Annotated in this window: 17 protein-coding genes and 1 riboswitch; of the genes, 1 reads left to right on the forward strand and 16 read right to left on the reverse strand. The window is 37.1% G+C overall.

Annotated features, from left to right (window positions below; all coding sequences use genetic code 11):
* Nucleotides 1-11: 11 nt before the first annotated feature.
* From prpD to FEU33_RS10860, 5 genes are all read right to left on the reverse strand, one after another.
* A complete protein-coding gene (prpD, locus tag FEU33_RS10840; RefSeq protein ID WP_146549380.1) occupies nucleotides 12-1,448 on the reverse strand; it encodes a 2-methylcitrate dehydratase in 1,437 nt (478 codons plus the stop codon).
* Between the two features lie 102 nt (nucleotides 1,449-1,550).
* A complete protein-coding gene (mmgD, locus tag FEU33_RS10845; protein ID WP_146549381.1) occupies nucleotides 1,551-2,675 on the reverse strand; it encodes a citrate synthase in 1,125 nt (374 codons plus the stop codon).
* A 198-nt stretch (nucleotides 2,676-2,873) separates the two neighbouring features.
* Nucleotides 2,874-3,074: riboswitch (cobalamin riboswitch) on the reverse strand.
* 812 nt (nucleotides 3,075-3,886) lie between these two features.
* A complete protein-coding gene (locus FEU33_RS10850; protein WP_146549382.1) occupies nucleotides 3,887-4,183 on the reverse strand; it encodes an EscU/YscU/HrcU family type III secretion system export apparatus switch protein in 297 nt (98 codons plus the stop codon).
* Nucleotides 4,180-6,279, reverse strand: a complete 2,100-nt coding sequence (locus FEU33_RS10855; protein WP_146549383.1) for a hypothetical protein — start codon at nucleotides 6,277-6,279, stop codon at nucleotides 4,180-4,182. Before FEU33_RS10855 ends, FEU33_RS10850 begins: the two co-directional genes overlap by 4 nt.
* Before the next feature lie 6 nt (nucleotides 6,280-6,285).
* Nucleotides 6,286-7,059 carry a ribonuclease HII gene (locus tag FEU33_RS10860; RefSeq protein ID WP_146549384.1) on the reverse strand — a complete coding sequence of 258 codons (774 nt, stop codon included), beginning with the start codon at nucleotides 7,057-7,059 and terminating at the stop codon, nucleotides 6,286-6,288.
* Between the two features lie 77 nt (nucleotides 7,060-7,136).
* Here FEU33_RS10860 and FEU33_RS18830 point away from each other — a divergent pair, with 77 nt between their 5' ends.
* Nucleotides 7,137-7,301: a hypothetical protein gene (locus tag FEU33_RS18830; RefSeq protein WP_186731385.1), complete on the forward strand. Its 165-nt coding sequence runs from the start codon at nucleotides 7,137-7,139 to the stop codon at nucleotides 7,299-7,301.
* Between the two features lie 268 nt (nucleotides 7,302-7,569).
* Here the strand turns inward: FEU33_RS18830 and ylqF are convergent, their stop codons facing one another.
* From ylqF to smc, 11 genes are all read right to left on the reverse strand, one after another.
* Nucleotides 7,570-8,427: a ribosome biogenesis GTPase YlqF gene (ylqF, locus tag FEU33_RS10865; protein WP_146549385.1), complete on the reverse strand. Its 858-nt coding sequence runs from the start codon at nucleotides 8,425-8,427 to the stop codon at nucleotides 7,570-7,572.
* Nucleotides 8,428-8,445: 18 nt separating this feature from the next.
* A complete protein-coding gene (gene lepB / locus FEU33_RS10870) occupies nucleotides 8,446-9,015 on the reverse strand; it encodes a signal peptidase I (RefSeq protein ID WP_146549386.1) in 570 nt (189 codons plus the stop codon).
* Nucleotides 9,016-9,122: 107 nt separating this feature from the next.
* Nucleotides 9,123-9,467, reverse strand: coding sequence for a 50S ribosomal protein L19 (rplS, locus tag FEU33_RS10875; RefSeq protein ID WP_102692685.1), 345 nt, complete (start codon nucleotides 9,465-9,467; stop codon nucleotides 9,123-9,125).
* 126 nt (nucleotides 9,468-9,593) lie between these two features.
* A complete protein-coding gene (gene trmD / locus FEU33_RS10880) occupies nucleotides 9,594-10,334 on the reverse strand; it encodes a tRNA (guanosine(37)-N1)-methyltransferase TrmD (protein WP_146549975.1) in 741 nt (246 codons plus the stop codon).
* Nucleotides 10,334-10,855 carry a ribosome maturation factor RimM gene (rimM, locus tag FEU33_RS10885; RefSeq protein ID WP_146549387.1) on the reverse strand — a complete coding sequence of 174 codons (522 nt, stop codon included), beginning with the start codon at nucleotides 10,853-10,855 and terminating at the stop codon, nucleotides 10,334-10,336. The genes trmD and rimM overlap by 1 nt, the downstream gene beginning before the upstream one ends.
* 250 nt (nucleotides 10,856-11,105) lie before the next feature.
* Entirely contained in the window at nucleotides 11,106-11,339 is a 234-nt protein-coding gene (locus FEU33_RS10890; protein WP_146549388.1) for a KH domain-containing protein, read from the reverse strand.
* A 14-nt stretch (nucleotides 11,340-11,353) separates the two neighbouring features.
* Nucleotides 11,354-11,626 (reverse strand): 30S ribosomal protein S16, encoded by a 273-nt coding sequence (gene rpsP / locus FEU33_RS10895; protein WP_146549389.1) that lies wholly within the window; start codon nucleotides 11,624-11,626, stop codon nucleotides 11,354-11,356.
* A gap of 107 nt (nucleotides 11,627-11,733) precedes the next feature.
* Nucleotides 11,734-13,089: a signal recognition particle protein gene (gene ffh / locus FEU33_RS10900; protein WP_146549390.1), complete on the reverse strand. Its 1,356-nt coding sequence runs from the start codon at nucleotides 13,087-13,089 to the stop codon at nucleotides 11,734-11,736.
* An 11-nt stretch (nucleotides 13,090-13,100) separates the two neighbouring features.
* Nucleotides 13,101-13,436: a putative DNA-binding protein gene (locus FEU33_RS10905; protein WP_146549391.1), complete on the reverse strand. Its 336-nt coding sequence runs from the start codon at nucleotides 13,434-13,436 to the stop codon at nucleotides 13,101-13,103.
* Nucleotides 13,437-13,690: 254 nt separating this feature from the next.
* Entirely contained in the window at nucleotides 13,691-14,884 is a 1,194-nt protein-coding gene (ftsY, locus tag FEU33_RS10910; RefSeq protein WP_146549392.1) for a signal recognition particle-docking protein FtsY, read from the reverse strand.
* A gap of 14 nt (nucleotides 14,885-14,898) precedes the next feature.
* A complete protein-coding gene (gene smc / locus FEU33_RS10915; RefSeq protein ID WP_146549393.1) occupies nucleotides 14,899-18,468 on the reverse strand; it encodes a chromosome segregation protein SMC in 3,570 nt (1,189 codons plus the stop codon).

Below are 18,468 nucleotides of genomic sequence, written 5' to 3' on the forward strand. Positions count from 1 at the left end.
AAAATCCCTCCTTAAATTGTAAATAAATCAACAAACTCATTCACATTCATCGATTCAATTTTTTCTTTGTCTAAACATACATCTTGGATTTGTTTCAATTGTTTTGAAGCAAATTTCGTTGCCATATTGGCATTGAACTTTTCAATAATTTTAGGGAATGCTTCTTGGCGACGGAAACGATGTCCTAATGGATATTCGCATACTACTAATTCGGATGATGTGCCATCTTTGTAGAATATTTGAACAGCATTTGCGATGGAACGTTTTTCTGGATCTAAATAATCGATCGTATATTGTTCTTTTTCCACTGTATACATTTTGTCACGTAATGCGTCAATTCGTGGATCTGCAGCTGCTTCATCTTCATAATGATCCGCTGTAACATCGCCATATAATAAACCTACAGCCGTAATATATTGAATACAGTGGTCACGATCAGCTGGGTTGTTTAAAGGTCCTTCTTTATCGATGATACGAATAGCAGACTCATGAGTTGTAATTTGAATTTTATCAATATCGTCTAAACGATCTTTTACTTCATCATGTAGAGCAACAGCACATTCTGCAGCAGTTTGTGCATGGAATTCAGCTGGGTAGGATACTTTAAATAGAACATTTTCCATTACATAAGATCCAAATGGACGTGCCAATTTTAATTCTTTTTTATGAAACAACACATCTTGGAAGCCCCAATCTGGTGCAGACAATGCAGTTGGATAGCCCATTTCGCCTTTGACAGCCATCATTGCTAAATGTACAGCACGACTCGTTGCATCTCCTGCTGCCCATGATTTACGAGAACCTGTATTTGGTGCATGACGATACGTACGTAAGCTAGAATTATCAATCCATGCATTAGAAAGGGCATTGATGATTTCTTGACGAGTTCCACCTAAAGCTTTTGTCACAACAGCTGTCGTTGCCACTTTTACATATAGAACATGGTCAAGTCCTACACGGTTTAAGCTATTTTCAAGTGCTAGTACACCTTGAATTTCATGTGCTTTAATCATCATTTCCAAAACGTCTTTTACTTTTAATGGTTCTTTACCTTCTGCTACATGAACACGACTAATATAATCTGCTACAGCTAAAATCCCACCTAAATTATCAGATGGATGGCCCCATTCTGCTGCAAGCCATGTGTCATTATAATCGAGCCAGCGAATCATACAACCAATATTAAACGCACCTTTTACAGGATCTAAGACATAAGGTGTTCCTGGAACATGTGTACCATTGGGAACAATCGTGCCAGGTACAACAGGACCTAATAGTTTCGTACATTCAGGGTATTGTAATGCTAAAATCCCACAACCTAATGTATCGATTAAAACATAACGTGCCGTTTCAAACGCTTCCGTGCTTTTGATCTCAGTATCTAATACATAGTCGGCAATATCTTCTAAAATCTGATCTGTCTTTTTAATGTCATTTGTTTTAATCATAGACTATCTTCCTTTTTTAATAATTTTTTTGTATAATACATTGTGTGCGTTCTGGCCAACGCACACAATGGGCGAGTTTAATAACTTTAAATTTTGATTTGACTAAGCTTGTTTGACGTTATGACGCTCGCCTGTATAAATAACACGAGGTCTAAATAAGCGGTTGTTTTCATGTTGTTCGATGACATGAGCACATAAACCAGCTGTTCTTGAACTGAAGAAAATCGGTGTATATAGCTCGATCGGTAAGCCTAACATATAATAAACAGGCGCTGCATAGTAATCAAGGTTTGGATATAATCCTTTTTCTTCTTTCATTATAGCCTCTCCAGCTTCACCCATGCGGTATAAAAGATCGTCACCTTTTGCATCACATAATTTACGTAATGCCTGTTTCATAATTAAAGCTCTTGGGTCCATTTTTTTCATATATACACGATGACCGAATCCCATGATTTTTTCTTTCTTTGCTAACTTACTCTTTAAAAGCTTTTCAAAACCTTCAACGGTTTTAGCTTCCAATAGCATATGCATAACCGCTTCGTTCGCTCCACCATGAAGATTACCTTTCAGAGAAGCAACCGCACCTGTTAATGCACCATATAAATCCGATTGTGTAGAGGCGATAACGCGTGCTGTAAAAGTCGAATTAGGCATTTCGTGCTCGCTATAAAGAATAAGCGATTGGTCGAAAATTTCTTCTTCTGTTTTCGTTGGTTTTTTACCTGTAATCATATAGTAAAAGTTCGCACTGTAAGATAATGATGCATCTGGTTCAACTACTTCTTGGTTATTTAATACACGATAACTATTGGCTACAATGTTTGGCATGCTACCAAGTAACTTATATGCGCGTTCTAAATTTGTATGGAAGGAGCGATCATCGATTTTAGGATCGAATCCTGCTAATGAAGAGATACCTGTACGTAATCCGTCCATTGGATGTGTATCATTTGGTAGCAATTTAAAAATATCAATAATTTCATATGGAATAGCATAGTTCGCTTTTAATTTATTTTCTAATGCCACTTTTTCATCTTTTGATGGCAGTTGACCAAGCAACAATAAGTTAACGATATCTAAATAAGTATATTTCTTCGACAAATCGATTAGATCATAGCCTCTTATGACAATTTGGCTCTCTACGGTATCTAATACAGAAATTTTTGTTTCTGCCGCAATAACTCCATCCAAACCCGGTGAGTAATTTTTTTCCACAGTTTTCAACCCCTTGTTTTAATAAAATCAATAGTAAGCGTTTACATTTATCGTGTTCTGATAAATAAAAACTTAAAATAAAGCACAAAAAAACAACTCCTATTCCGTACATTTTAGAAGTTGTTACAAACGATAGCACAACAAATAAACATGTAAAACATGTGTATCATTGGCCTCGACATAACACCTCCCCATCCGCGTGGTTAATTGATGCTTTATTTCTTGGCAGGTCTCCTGGCTTATGATCATCATTTGCAGACACCTTCCCATTTGACAAAGTCAAACAGTGGTCAACATCTACAAACTCCCAAATACAGTTGCGGGACAGCGTTGGATTTTCACCAACTTCCCTTTTAAGCAAATGATAAATCTTCATTTCTCATCTGCACCAAAAAATGTGGCGTATTCAATTCTATAACTAACATTATCAGAATATTTTTTGCTTTTCAATAAAAGATTTTAACTATTTCTAAACTTAACAATAAAAAAGTCGATTAATATAGTTAATTTAATTTATAAGCTAGAATAATAATGCTTATTTTATTTTTCAGAAAATTGTTGTCGTTGTGGTTCAAGCGCTTTATGAAAATAGTTTGGAATAAAGTGATGCTTACACAAGGAAGGATTTTCTTCATTCTCTACTTTATATGAACTGCACCAATCAATCCTTTTACAAGCAGTTGTTCCACATTTCTCCTGCTTGATTTCATCTTGATATATAAGCCTTATTACCTGTTCATATAGAATTAAAATATACTAACCTAAAGTAAACAGGATATTTTTTCTATTCAATTGAATTAATTCTCATAAGTCTCTTCTTTCTTGAAAACATGAACATTCAGATTTATATGTTACGATTAGGATGTTGTTTTCCATGACTTTGCTTCAATTTCCTCGTTTCAACACGCTGTTGGGTCCATTGTTTCTTCCGCATTGAAAGCTAAAACTAAAACTAAACAAAAAAATTATTTTCGAATAGAATAATTGTACTTTTCTTTTAAGCTTTACACTGTAAAATTAAATTATTTACAATATTTATATTTTATCGGGATGTTGATTAAAAAAACAGAACAAACATGTAGGCATAAATCCGAGAACTTCCCTATTACTAACTATCCTTTATCTTGATTCGGCAAATGTTTTATGCGGCAAAAGCGTAGTAGCAGGAACAAATCCTTTTTTCCCGAAAGCGCAGCGGCAGGTACAGAAGACCCCCACCTCTAAAGGTGGTGAGATAAGTGTTTTTCATGTAATTGATCTAGGCGATAGATGAAAGCAAATACTTCTGCAACTGCTTGATAAAGTTCTTCTGGAATAGTTTCATTTAAATCTAATTGTCCTAATAATTGAACAAGATTTGGATCTTCCTGAATAGGTATATTATGTGTTTTTGCTTGCTCCAATATATTTTCAGCAATCTTTCCCTTCCCTTTTGCAATAACTTTTGGTATATCGCTATTTATAGGGTTATAGGACAGTGCAACTGCTTCTTTTCTCGTTTGTTGTTTTTCATTCATATACGTATATCGACTCCTTGGGTATGTTCTTCTGATGTCGATGATTTTGGTGTCGTTCCTTGTGAATGCTCTGCTGAATATTTTTTGATAAAAACACCTGAAAGTTGATAATTATGTTGCGAAAGCCCCATTTTGAGAGTTGTTTTTAAAGAATCCGCTAAAGCTTTCAAATGATCATTTTCATTATATACTGTCACTGTGACAATACGACTTTGCACTTGCATATCGATCATAGTTTCTTGAATGGAACTAAGCTGTAAATAAAAAAGTATACGAGCATAATCTGCGTCGATCTTCCCATCTTTTTTCATACGACCATTCCATTGTAATGTTGCCTCTGTCTTTTTTCCAAAGAATTCTAGTGGTACTTGCATAATTAGTTGATGTTGGGGTCCATTTTCCCCTGATAAATACTGCATACCATTCATCCTAGCCACTACCTGATCCGCCATACTTTTTGTCGTACTGGATACAGAATCATCTTGTAATAGACCTAATAATTGCGGTTTTAATTGGTTGGCAATTTGTTGAATATCGGTCGATTTGTCTATTAATTTTGCTTCATAACTTAACCCTAAATTTTGCAAGGTTTGTTTGATAGCTGATTCAAAAGCCTTACTGTCGAGCTGCTGCGCCAATTGTTGCTCCGTTTGACTAAACATTTGTTGAAGGACTTCTGATTTTGAATTCATTGTTTGTTGCATTAATTTCGTCAATAGCTGTTCGCTAGGTTCGTTGGCATTTAGAATTTGCACCAATTGCTGTTTTGCTGTCATGCCGGATACATCTGTTTGAAATGGTTGCAGTTGGGCTGACTCACTAAAAGCCTTTAACAATTGGCTTTGAAAATCCTTCGCCAAAGCTTGAATGGACTGTGGTGTACTCTTCTCAACATCAAACTTTTCTAGTACTTGCAGTAATCCCTCTTTTTGTGTTGCTGATAACAAAGATTGCTTTTGAATAACCGTTTTGAGCTGTGATAGTAATCCATTTATACCCTTGGGGGATGCTGAATTCAGTGAATTTAACAACTGCACGGGTGATTTCACCGTTTGCTGAAGCACTGTTTGAACCTCTTTTACAGTTGCTTGTAAATTCTGTATGGTTGGTTGTGCAAGCGCCTTGGCAATAGCCTGTTGTATCGTTAGCTTTTGAGCATCTGATAGTAATGCATTTTGTTGCACAGATTCTTTCACCTGTGGCAATAATGCTACCACTTCCTTCGCATGACCAGCTTGAGCCTGAGAAAAAAGTTGTTGCCATAACCAATCGCTAGTTGATGGTTGTAATAGCGTTGTACCCCAATTAAACAAATTTGCATTTTTTGGCATAATCCCTGCTTCTTTTAAGATCTGCAAAATGGCTGCCTTTTCTGTTGAAGAAGATGATGGGGTTGATAAAAGATCGATCATTTTGGCTAATAATACGCCACCCGTTTCTACGGCAAGGGGTTTACTGACCATTTGCAATTGATTTAAAAGCTGTTCACGTATTGCTTGAGGAATGGATTCATCTTGTAATAATAACTGCTGTAGATTTCCTAAAGCCTCTGTAAAGCCCTGTTTCATACTTCCTTGTAAAATAGCTTGGAATGTATCCTGCTGTATCGGTAATTTTAACTCTACTAATTTTTGCAAAACATTTAATGCTTCTTTAGAAGTGACTGTTTCAGGCAATGTTTTGATGATTTGCTCTGCTTGTTGCATCTGATCCCTAGTAATGGGCAAATTATTTTTCAAAAAATAAGAAGCTAATTGTTTCATCTCAGTTGTTTGTGGCAATTGCAAAGAGTCGAGCAACTGATGGACTTGTTGTGCTAGAGATGCTGATGGGGACATCGGTCCTGACACCACTTTGAGTTGTAGATCTGGTTCGACTCCTGATACTTGGAAATAATGTGAATTTCCAGCTTGTAGAGGCACTTCTAGTTTTGCCATTACACGTTGTCCACCAATTTGAACCTCTGCCATTTGGTCTGAATATAGTTGTTTAATCGTTCCATGAATAACTTGTCCCTGTTTTAGAGCTAATGGATGATCGTTCATTGTTCCATTTGTTTGTTGCAGCTGAACTGATGATAGCGAAGGATAATTCAATTTTTTTCATCCTTTCTGTAGAATCATAGATTTAATCGGTTCAAAGGTTTTACGATGGATTTCAGTAGGTCCATATTGTCGCAATGCCTCTAAATGTTGTTTTGTCCCATATCCTACATGCTTTTCAAAACCATATTCTGGATATTTTTCAGCCATTTTCTCCATATAATGATCTCTTGCTGTTTTCGCAAGAATGGAAGCTGCAGCAATTGCTAGACTTTTAGCGTCTCCTTTTATAATCGACCTTTGTGGAACATCCATCGATAATGTCATAGCATCTGCTAATATAAAATCTGGTTTTCTACAAAGAGTTTCAATGGAAGCTTTCATCGATTGTTTTGTGGCTTCATATATATTTATCTCATCAATCACACTTGCAGGTTGAAAATGAATAGATGTAGCAATCGCACATTCTTTGATTTTTTCGATAAAACTTTCTCTTGCTTCTTTTGATAATTGTTTTGAATCATTCAATCCTAAGAGTGTTGGACAATCCTCAGGTAAAATGACAGCTGCTGTAACAACAGGGCCTGCTAATGGGCCACGACCTGCTTCATCTGTACCTGCAATAAGTGCATGTGGAAAAGGTCTATACGAGTTATCAAAATCAAGTTTCTTCTTATGCTCTGATAATAAATGATCATATTTCTCTTTACGATGCTGCCATTGTTCCAATGCTTTTTTAACGCCTTGTCTTGTATCCTTTTCTAACGCAGTCATCCAAGGTTTCCATTCAGACTCTTTTAATAATGCTTCTTTCACTTCTTTTATGGTAGTCACTGAAAAATCTCCTTTATCCCGCTTTAACGGGCAGTAAGACCCCCTTTTCAAGATTTAGAGAGAAATGAAAAAGATAGTTGGGGGGGCCAACTGCCCGTATAAGTCCGATTGGTTCGGACCAACAAGATGTTGGTCCCTCAGGTGTTGCCACAGGACGTGGCGCTTTTAACCTGAGTTCCTCTAGTTCAGTGGGGGATGAAGAAACCCCCCACTTGATGGAGTTTCACTTTATCCCGCTTTAACGGGCAGTAAGATCCCTATCTCAAGATTTAGAGAAAAACAAGAAAGATAATTGGAAAATCAACTGCCTGTAAAAGTCCGATTGGTTTAACTAACCATCAGTGGGGGAGAAGAACCCCCAACTGATGGAGTTTCACTTTATTGATATTCTTTTTATCGGCAATCTTTTTTTAAAATGCAGAAAAAAACCTTCTTTACCCTATGGTAAAAAAGGCTGATTTTTATCCCGCGGTAATAGATTGTAAAGCTCCCATTGTGTGGAGTTTTACTCTATTGGGCAAAATTTTCTACAAAATCAAAGGTTAGCTTACCGAGCTGTTGACCACGTATATCACGTACAATAAGTTCAGCTACTTGATCATAATCGATTTCGCCACCAGATATGTAAACGCGACGTAATTTTCCAATATGGTCAAAAGTCTCGACAATGTCATCACTCAAGCTAGAAATTTGATAGCGCTCTTCCATTCTTCCTGGATAGTGCTTGCTCAAAAATTTCAGACCATAAATAGCAAGATCGTCCATATTGGTAATGGTGTCTTTTATAGCACCTGTCAAAGCCAATTTATAACCAACCTCTTGATCTTCAAATTTAGGCCATAAAATTCCTGGTGTATCAAGTAATTCAAGTTCCTTACCGACCTTTATCCATTGCTGCGATTTCGTAACACCAGGTGTATTACCTGTTTTGGCAATATTTTTTTTAGCTAGGCGATTAATCAGTGTTGATTTCCCCACATTGGGAATGCCAACAATCATGGCACGAATGGCTCGTGTCTTTAAGCCCTTCGCTTTCATACGTGCCCATTTATCAGCTAATAACTCTTGAGCAGCTTTTGTCACTTGTTTCAAACCTTTTCCATCTAATGAATTTATGGCAATTGCCTTATGACCTTGTTGCTCAAAATAAACAAGCCATTTTTTGGTTTGTGCTTCATCTGCCATATCAGCCTTGTTTAATATTAATAATTTTGTTTTTTGATGAATGATCTCATCAAGCATCGGATTTCTGGATGACATTGGAAGACGTGCATCTATTAACTCAAAAATAATGTCGACAAGTTTTAAATTTTCCGTAACTTGTCTACGTGCCTTAGCCATATGTCCAGGAAACCATTGTATCGTCAACTTATTCACTCCTATTTGTTAATTCACTTTACCCATTTGATCAAATGGCCAAAAAACAATACTTGTTTTACCAATAATTTTATCAACGGAAACGATCCCAATATGGCGGCTATCTTTACTATAACGGCGATTATCTCCCATAACAAAAACATAGCCTTTTGGAATGGTATCCCCATGTACATTTGGAATATCTTTCAGTGAAAAGTCTTCTGTTAAAGTGCCACCATCCGTAATTTCGTTTTTAAATTTTTGCAAGTAGGGTTCATCAATCGCTTTGCCATTTATATAAAGCTGATCGTTTTTATAAACTAACTTATCACCAGGTAAACCAATGACTCGTTTAATATAATCCTTTTTCTCTGGCGCATGAAATACAACAATATCAAATCGATGGATATCTCCAATGCGATAACCGAATTTATTGACAATCATACGATCACCATTTTCAAGAGTAGGCATCATCGACTCACCATCAACCACAATTGGTGTAAATAGTAGGTATCGAATTCCGGCTGCAAGTGCAAATGCAATGATCAGTGCTTTTGTCCATTCCCACAACTCATTCTTTTCTTTTTTTTGCTTCTCCATCATCGACGTCCCCCTTGACTTTTCTCCTTATATTGTACAAGGATTTATCATTTCAGGCAAAAAGAAAGAGAGCTTGAAATGCAAGCTCTCCATCTTTAAAAGTAAGCTTATCGAATTTCTTTAATACGAGCAGCTTTACCACGTAAGTTACGTAGGTAGTATAATTTAGCACGACGTACTTTACCACGACGAGTTACTTCTAGTTTAGCGATTTTTGGAGTGTGTAATGGGAATGTACGTTCAACTCCAACACCGTAAGAAATTTTACGAACTGTGAAAGTTTCACTAATACCGCCACCACGACGTTTAATGACTACACCTTCATATACTTGGATACGTTCGCGAGTACCTTCGACTACTTTAACGTCGATTTTTACTGTATCACCAGCACGGAATGCAGGGATATCAGTACGAAGTTGTTCTTTCGTAATTTCTGAAATAATGTTTGACATTGTTTTCTCTCCTTAGACAGATGCTCTTGCAGGTCACTGTGGTTGCTACAGCGGAACACCGTAATACGACATCTCCGCAGAAATGCAACTTAAATATTAGCATACATTTAATCCTCTTGCAAGTGTTTATACTTTACAGTTTTTAAGCCTTGCTAAATATTTTTGCTGTTCAGGCGTTAGCTCTATATGTTCATGTTCCAATAAATCAGGTCTCCGCTCAAATGTACGCTTTAATGATTGTTCCATTCTCCATTGTTCAATTTTCGCATGATTGCCAGATAATAATACATCCGGTACTTTCATTCCTCGAAAGTTTGCAGGACGTGTATAATGCGGATGTTCAAGTAATCCCGTAGAGAAAGAATCGAGTACCGGTGAATCATCATTACCGAGAACACCAGGGAGTAATCGTACAACACTATCGATGATGGTCATAGCCGCTAATTCGCCACCAGTTAAGACAAAATCACCAATGGATAGCTCGTCTGTCACTAAAAATTGGCGAATCCGTTCATCGTATCCTTCATAATGGCCGCAAACAAAAATCAACTCTTCCTCTTTCGCCAATTCCTCAGCTTTCGCCTGTGTATAGCGTTCTCCTTGTGGGCACATTAGAATGACACGCGGTTTCTTTTCTCCCGCTACAAGCGCTTCTACAGCGTTAAATAACGGTTCTGGTTTTAATACCATCCCCGCTCCTCCACCATAGGGATAATCATCTACTTGAGCATGTTTGTTATTAGAGAACTGTCTAAAATCAGTTACTGATAATTGCACAGCTTCTTTTTCTTGTGCTTTTTTTAAAATAGAAGACCCGAATACCCCAGTAAACATCTCAGGGAATAAAGACAATACGTGAATTCTCATCATGACAATAACCCTTCTATTACTTCTATCACAATTTTCTTTTCATCAATATCAATTTCCTTGATAAACTCATCCACAACTGGAATATAGTGATCTTTGCCATCCAATCCTTTAACAGTCCATACATCGTTTGCAGCTGTTTCGAAGATTTCCTTCACTTTTCCAATTTCATTTCCCTGTTGATCATATACCGTACATCCAACTATTTCATGATAATAGAATTCATTATCTTGTAGCTTATCTTCCTCAAGTTGTTGTTCATTTACTTTTAATAGACCATCCCGAAAGGATTCTACATCGTTGATAGTAGGATAGCCTTCAAATGATAGAAGAATAAAATTTTTGTGCTGGCGAGAAGAAGCAATTGTAAGTAACAAGGGCTTTTCTTCACCTTTTTTAAAAAGACCTAACTGTTGACCAACCGCATATCTTTCTTCTGGAAAATCAGTTTGGGAAATAACACGGACTTCTCCACGAATACCGTGAGTATTGACAATTTTTCCTACGTTATACCATTCCATAATGTTCACCTCTTCAATATGTAGATCCATGCAAACGAGTGCTCTTCTACTAAGCGTTCCTGTTCATATCAAATGTTTGCAACAAATGGAAACTTTCATCTTTACCTGCAAATTGCCGTTTTTCTTATGCTATTCACGCTAAAATCTTAGACTTTTTCACTTAACCTTAAAAGTCAGCTGATATAAACAAGCAAAGAATACTAGCAACTATATAAAAAAGGAAGGAACGTTTGCTCCTCCCTCGTTTGTTTTAATCTAGAATATCGATATAAGTCTTTTTCTTATGATGGCTGCCTGCGGCTGAGTAAACAATTGTTCGAATTGCTTTAGCAACTCGCCCTTGCTTGCCAATGACCTTTCCGATATCACTAGGATGTACAGAAAGTTTATAAACGATACAATGGTCGTTCTCGTCAGTTATAATTTTCACATCATCTGGATGGTCGACTAAAGGTTTTACGATTGTTTCAATCAGCTGCTGCATAAGGCCACCTCCGATTATTTACCGAATTTAGAGTTATGGAATTTTTCCATGATTCCTTGTTCTGAGAACAAGTTACGTACAGTATCAGATGGTTTCGCGCCATTTGTTAACCAAGCTAATGCTTTTGCTTCGTCAATGTTGACTTCTGCTGGAGAAGTTAATGGATTGAAAGTACCGATTGTTTCGATTGAGCGACCATCACGTGGTGAACGTGAGTCAGCTACTACGATACGATAGAAAGGAGATTTTTTTGCTCCCATACGTTTTAAACGAATTTTAACTGCCATTTTTTAATTGCACCTCCGAATAGTTTCACACAAGATAGTATAATAGCAAGTTTTGAATTGTTTGTAAAGTGTTTTTTCTTAACACACTGTATTTTAGCGTAAATTTTTTATTTAAACAAGGAATCTAATCCGGGAAGCTTCATTTTTTTCTTTCCTTTTTGTGTCATTCCCGTCATCTGTTTCATCATTTTTTTCATATCTTCAAATTGTTTTATAAGACGGTTTACCTCTTGGACAGATGAGCCAGATCCTTTCGCAATACGCTTTCTTCGACTTGCATTAATAATTTCAGGATTTGTTTTTTCAGCTGGAGTCATCGATAAGATAATCGCTTCAATATGACCAATTTGTTTATCATCGATCTTGGCATTTTCAAGTCCTTTAATTTTATTTGCTCCTGGTAGCATTTTTAAAATTTCATCCAGGGGTCCAAGCTTTTTCACTTGACTCATTTGTTCAAGGAAATCATCTAATGTAAAGGTTTGCGTTTTGAATTTTTCTTCTAACTCTTTGGCTTTTTCTTCATCGACTGTTGCTTGGGCCTTTTCAATAAGCGTCATCACATCGCCCATCCCAAGAATTCGAGATGCCATTCTTTCAGGATGAAATGATTCGAGTGCATCCATTTTTTCGCCCATCCCAACAAATTTAATCGGTTTTTGGGTAACAGAACGAATAGATAATGCAGCACCACCACGAGTGTCACCATCAAGCTTTGTTAATACAACACCAGTGATGCCCACCGCTTCATCAAAACTTTCAGCGACATTTACTGCATCTTGCCCTGTCATGGCATCGACTACTAAGAATACTTCATCTGGCTCTTTTAACGCACGAATATCTTTTAATTCTTGCATCAGCTTTTCATCGATATGTAATCGACCAGCAGTATCGATCAATACAACATCATAGTGTTCTTCTTTTGCTTGTTCTAAAGCTTGTCGTACAATTTCAACAGGTGAAATATCCGTACCCAAAGCAAATACTGGTAAGGATAATTGCTTCCCTAGTGTTTGTAACTGTTGTACTGCTGCTGGACGATAGATGTCAGCGGCTACAAGTAATGGCTTACGGTTATATTTTTTACGCAATACATTGGCTAGTTTGCCGGTAGTCGTTGTTTTACCAGCCCCCTGCAAACCGACCATCATAATAACAGTAGGTGGTTTGGTCGCGAATTTAATCGGACTTTGTTCCCCACCCATTAATTCTGTTAGCTCATCTTTTACAATTTTAATGACTTGTTGTCCTGGTGTTAAACTTTTCATAACATCCTGACCTACAGCACGTTCGCTAACTTTCTTCACAAAGCTTTTTACGACTTTCAAGTTAACATCGGCTTCAATTAATGCAAACCGAACTTCACGCATCATTTCTTTTACATCTTGTTCGGTTACTTTACCTTTGCCTTTAATCTTGTTAATCGTCCCTTGGAGTCGCTCCGCTAAACCTTCAAATGCCATGATGCCGCCTCCTAATCATATTGCTTTAACTGCTCAATCAACGATAACTGTTCTTCCCTGTCTGTTTGAACATCTGTTATACTTTTTGTAAGTTTGGCAAGTATTTGCTGTCTGTTTTGGAATTTTTCGAAAAGTTGAAGTTTTTCCTCATATTCTTCAAGCATTGCCTCTGTTCTACGAATGTTATCGTAAACTGCTTGACGCGAAATATTGTAAGTTTCTGCAATCTCTCCAAGTGAAAGATCATCTAGATAATAAAGTTGCATATAACTACGTTGTTTTTCCGTCAATAACGCTTGATAAAAGTCAAAGAGAAAGTTCATGCGTGTTGTTTTTTCAAGTAGCATATCGAAACCTCTCCTTTTTTACATACTCTCTTGTATCATAAAGACAAATATTATTTCCGTCAAGTAAAAATACTTGTCTATTTTGAAAAAGAGCTATGCAAAAATAAAAATAGTATGGTAGGAATATAAAATGTTTCCTTAGTGAAAGACATTTTAATCATCCTATCATGCTATTTTTAATCTACCAGTAGGAATTTCAGAGCTTTGCGCAAGAAGTAAGAAAACCACTAAAAAACTATATTATTAAATCCACTTCATTCATCTTCTGTTTTAGCTAATTGCTCATCTATTGCATCGGCAAATAAGCCATATACGTAGCGTTCTGAGTCGAATGGTTGTAGATCATCCATTTGTTCTCCAAGGCCAACGAATTTTACTGGAATATGCAATTTGTTACGAATGGCAAGTACAATACCACCTTTTGCAGTACCATCTAATTTGGTCAACACAATCCCTGTGACATTTGTCGCTTCTTTAAAAATTTGTGCTTGTTGTAGCGCATTTTGTCCTGTAGTGGCATCAAGCGCCAGCAAAACTTCGTGTGGAGCCGACGGGATTTCCCGGGAAATGACACGATGAATTTTTTCTAGTTCTTTCATCAGATTAACTTTATTTTGCAAACGTCCCGCCGTATCACAAATTAAAATATCTGCTTTTCTTTTTTTAGCTGCACGAATAGCATCATAGATGACTGCCGCTGGATCTGATCCTTCCGACTGTTTAATCACTTCAACACCGACACGATCTCCCCACACTTGTAGTTGGTCGATGGCACCAGCACGAAAAGTGTCCCCTGCCGCAAGCAAGACATCTTTTCCTTGTTGTTTGAAACGATGAGCTAGTTTGCCGATTGTCGTTGTTTTCCCTACGCCATTAACACCGACAAATAAGATCACCGTTAAATCTCCTTCTTGGATATTTAACTCTGTTATATCCTTTTCTCCCTGTTCATAGATTTCTACTAGTTTTTCAGAGATTAGCGCTTGTATACCAGCTGTGTCTTTAATGTTTTTACGTTGTACTTCAAATCGTAGCTTATCGGTTAATTCCATAACCGTTTCTATACCAACGTCTGCTTGAAGCAATAAATCTTCAAGCTCTTCAAAAAATTCTTCATCTACGTGACGATAGCGTGCTACTAAATCATTCACCTTTGAAGTAAATGATTGACGCGTTTTGGTTAAACCGGATTTGAATTTTTCTGTAATAGAGAAAGCTGAGAATCCGCGTTTACTTTTTTCTTTTTTTTCAGATTCCACAACTTCCTGTTGAACTTCTACTTCCAATTCTTCATCAGTTAAATTGTCTTCAGTCGTATCTTCTACTAATTTTTCAGTAGGGTGCTGCTCATCAGTTATCTCTTCTTCTACCACTTCATCTAAAAGCTCTTCTTGCTCCAGTTTCGTTCCACCCATTAACTTTTCTTTCATACGCTTTAAAAAGCTCATATCATTCCGCTCCTTTACCCTAACGATAGAACAGGTTCTTCCTCTTCTAATTTAACAGATACTAATTTAGAAACACCAGACTCCTGCATAGTAATCCCATATAAAACATCTGCACCTTCCATCGTCCCTTTACGGTGAGTAATAACGATGAATTGTGTTTCGGCACTGAACTTTTTCAAATATTGACTATAACGAGCCACATTGGATTCGTCAAGAGCTGCCTCTACTTCATCAAGGATACAGAATGGAACGGGGCGTGTTTTTAAAATGGCAAACAATAGTGCAATTGCTGTTAACGCTCGTTCCCCACCTGATAATAGACTAAGCCGTTGGAGTTTTTTACCTGGTGGTTGTGCAACAATTTCAATACCCGTTTCAAGCATATTATCTGGATCAAGTAATTCTAAATCCGCATGGCCACCACCAAATAATTCTCGGAATACATTTTGAAAATGTTTTCGAATGTCATAAAATGTCTCACTAAAGCGATTTGTCATTTCTTCATCCATTTCGCGAATCGCTTCATGCAATGTTTCCTGCGCTTCTAGCAAATCATTTCGCTGATTAGATAAAAATGTATGACGTTCAGAAACTGTCGCATATTCTTCAATCGCACTAATATTGACAGTTCCTAATTCTGTAATGGATTGCTTTAACAATTTAACTTTTCTTCTTGCCGCATCGACATCCATATCAAGCGATGGCTCAAGTAATGCCTCTTCAAATGTCAATTCATAGTCATTTTCAAGTTGTTTTGCTAAGTTCTCTTGTTCAACATCTAGTCGATTCAGTTTCACTTCATAATTACGTAGTCCATCAAGAAGTCCTTGATGGACACGCTGTAATTCTTTTAATTCAATGTCTATTGCGTCAACCTGTTGCTGAATTTCTGTACGTTGTTGTTTTGTTTGTTCAACTGTTTGAATAAGTTCTTCTCTTCTTTTTTGCAACGCAATGATTTTCTCAGCAATTTCCTTTTCTGATGGACCATCTAGATCTCCACCATTCATCAACCATTCTATTTCGCTCGAGATATTTGTAACTTCCTCTGTTGCTTGTTCCAATTGAGAGTTCGCATCCATCACTGTTGATTTTAGTTGGGACACCTGTTCATTTAAAACAGCCAGTTCAGAGCGTTTTAATGCATAATTTTCTTGTAAAACATCCCGTTCTAATTCACTTTGTTGTTTTAAAACATTTAATTCCTCAACGGTTTGATTGATCTCCTCTAGCTCTTTCGCCAATTCTTCTTTGCGGCGATTAAAATCTGCTAGTTGAGCTTCTAATGTTGTTTGACGACCTGATGCATCTTGTTGCTCATCACTGAACATGGATATTCTTAATGATAAACGTTTTGTAGTAGTTTCTAATTCATGATGACGAGTACTCAACTTGATCTCTTCAGCACGAATTTCTTCACCTTCTAAACGTAACTGCTCAAGAAGTTCTGATTTTTCTGCTACTTGTTTTTTCCATCCTGCAACTACCGTTTCCGCCTTTTCTATAGAGAGCTGCATTTGAGCAAGTTGCGAAGTAAGACTTTCAAGTTCTGCTTTACGGCTAAACAAAGATGCTTGCTGTTTGACAGACCCACCTGTCAATGAGCCGCCTGTATTGACAACATCACCTTCTAAAGTAACGACCCGATAGCGATAACCACATGCTTTTGCTATTTGTGAAGCGCCCTGCAAGTCTTTTGACACTAGAACATGACCAAGTAAATTTTCTGCTATGGTCCGAAAAGCAGGATCGAAAGTCGCTAGTTCATCAGCTGTATTGATAAAGGATGGATGATTAGCCACCGTTTGTAAAACATTTGCAGGGATTTTACGAGATTTCATCACATTTTTAGGTAAAAATGTTGCACGTCCGGCATGTTGTTGTTTCAACCATGTAATCGCATGACGCGCATCCGCATCTGTTTCAGTCACTACATGTTGCATCGCTGCACCTAGGGCAGTTTCAACAGCTCGAGTATATTCACCATCGACATGGATCAATTCTGCGACTGCTCCATGAATACCATGCAATTGCTGCTTTTCACGTGCAATCAGGACAGCTTTAACCCCTTGATAGAATCCAGAAAAGTCAGCTTCAAGTTCTGCAAGTGTTTCTTGACGAGATTTCATTTGTTGTAAGTGCTGATAACCTTTAAACAGCATTGCCTGTTGATCATCATATTGTTTTTTAGCATGCTGTACATCTTGTTGGCATTTTTTATATTCTTCAAGCTTTTGTGCAACCTTTTCTTCAATCGTTTGTAGCTTATCAGCAACAATTTGTTGCTCATGCTGTAATTCGTTTAGTTCAGTAGCCATTTCTGTTGACTGACTTGAGATTTTCACTGAGTTTTCGGCTTGCTCAGATAATTGTCTTGTAATATTTTTGACTTCGTTTTTTACCGTTGCTTCTTCATTTAGACGGTCAATGTAAGTATCTTTCCATTTATTAATCTCTGCTTCGATTTCAGAAGTTGAGCGATTCAAGTTATCTTCTAATTGTTTCACGGTTTTCTTTAAATTTTGAAGCTCTTGTTGGCGTTCTACTAATTGCTTCTCTCTATCTATTTTAGCTTGTTTCCAACTATCACTGGAACTTTTAGCCTTTTCCAGAGATTGTTTAAGTTTTGTCAATTGTGTCGTAGCATTCATGCGTTTTTCAGCCATTAACACTTTACGGCCTTCAAATCGTTCAACTTCTGCACTGACATCGACAAGTTGATGTTGTGATTCATCCAGTAAATGATCTAGTTCACTTAAATGCTTACGATACTTTGTAATATTGGATTCTTTATCAGCGATTTGAGCAGCTTGAACCTGTTCTTTTGTGAATAGATCTTGCTTATCCTTAACGACTTTCTCCATCGAACGATTTATTTGTTCCATATCATACACTAAAACCGCAATATCAATGTCCTTTAATTCATTTGACATTCTCAAATAATCTTCAGCTGCTGACGCTTGAATATGTAATGGTTCGATACGTTTATCGAGCTCATGTAATATATCCAAAACTCGATTCAGGTTATCATCTGTTTCAAATAATTTATGTTCTGCTTTTTGGCGACGTTGTTTATATTTCAATACCCCGGCAGCTTCTTCAAAAATTGTACGCCGATCATCTGGACGGCTATTCAGTATTTCATCAACTCGTCCTTGAGAAATGATCGAGAAAGCTTCCTTTCCCAATCCCGAATCTAAAAACAAATCCGTAATGTCTTTTAACCGACATTGTTGTTTATTGAGCAGATACTCACTATCCCCAGAACGATAGACACGACGAGTAACGCTTACCTCATTATATGGGATTGGTAAGCGTTCCTCTTCATTGTCTAAAATTAAGGATACTTCTGCAAAGTTAAGCGGTTTGCGCGAATCACTTCCGGCAAAAATGATATCTTCCATTTTTGAACCACGAAGTGACTTAGCTGATTGTTCTCCGAGTACCCACCGAATCGCATCTATCACGTTACTTTTACCACTACCATTTGGACCTACAACAGCTGTAACGCCTGGTACAAAGTCTATACCTATTCGATCGGCAAAAGATTTAAAACCAATCACTTCAAGCCGTTTAAGAAACAA

The sequence above is a fragment of the Rummeliibacillus suwonensis genome (assembly GCF_007896435.1).
GTDB lineage: Bacteria > Bacillota > Bacilli > Bacillales_A > Planococcaceae > Rummeliibacillus > Rummeliibacillus suwonensis.

Excerpts from the sequence above, each read along its gene's own strand:
- rplS (WP_102692685.1), bottom strand. The coding sequence starts at position 9,467 with ATGTCAAACATTATTTCAGAAATTACGAAAGAACAACTTCGTACTGAT.
- rimM (WP_146549387.1), bottom strand. The coding sequence starts at position 10,855 with ATGGAATGGTATAACGTAGGAAAAATTGTCAATACTCACGGTATTCGT.
- FEU33_RS10850 (WP_146549382.1), bottom strand. The coding sequence starts at position 4,183 with ATGAATGAAAAACAACAAACGAGAAAAGAAGCAGTTGCACTGTCCTAT.
- rpsP (WP_146549389.1), bottom strand. The coding sequence starts at position 11,626 with ATGGCAGTTAAAATTCGTTTAAAACGTATGGGAGCAAAAAAATCTCCT.
- ffh (WP_146549390.1), bottom strand. The coding sequence starts at position 13,089 with ATGGCATTTGAAGGTTTAGCGGAGCGACTCCAAGGGACGATTAACAAG.
- prpD (WP_146549380.1), bottom strand. The coding sequence starts at position 1,448 with ATGATTAAAACAAATGACATTAAAAAGACAGATCAGATTTTAGAAGAT.
- trmD (WP_146549975.1), bottom strand. The coding sequence starts at position 10,334 with ATGAGAATTCACGTATTGTCTTTATTCCCTGAGATGTTTACTGGGGTA.
- lepB (WP_146549386.1), bottom strand. The coding sequence starts at position 9,015 with ATGGAGAAGCAAAAAAAAGAAAAGAATGAGTTGTGGGAATGGACAAAA.
- FEU33_RS10905 (WP_146549391.1), bottom strand. The coding sequence starts at position 13,436 with ATGCTACTTGAAAAAACAACACGCATGAACTTTCTCTTTGACTTTTAT.
- ftsY (WP_146549392.1), bottom strand. The coding sequence starts at position 14,884 with ATGAGCTTTTTAAAGCGTATGAAAGAAAAGTTAATGGGTGGAACGAAA.
- FEU33_RS10890 (WP_146549388.1), bottom strand. The coding sequence starts at position 11,339 with ATGCAGCAGCTGATTGAAACAATCGTAAAACCTTTAGTCGACCATCCA.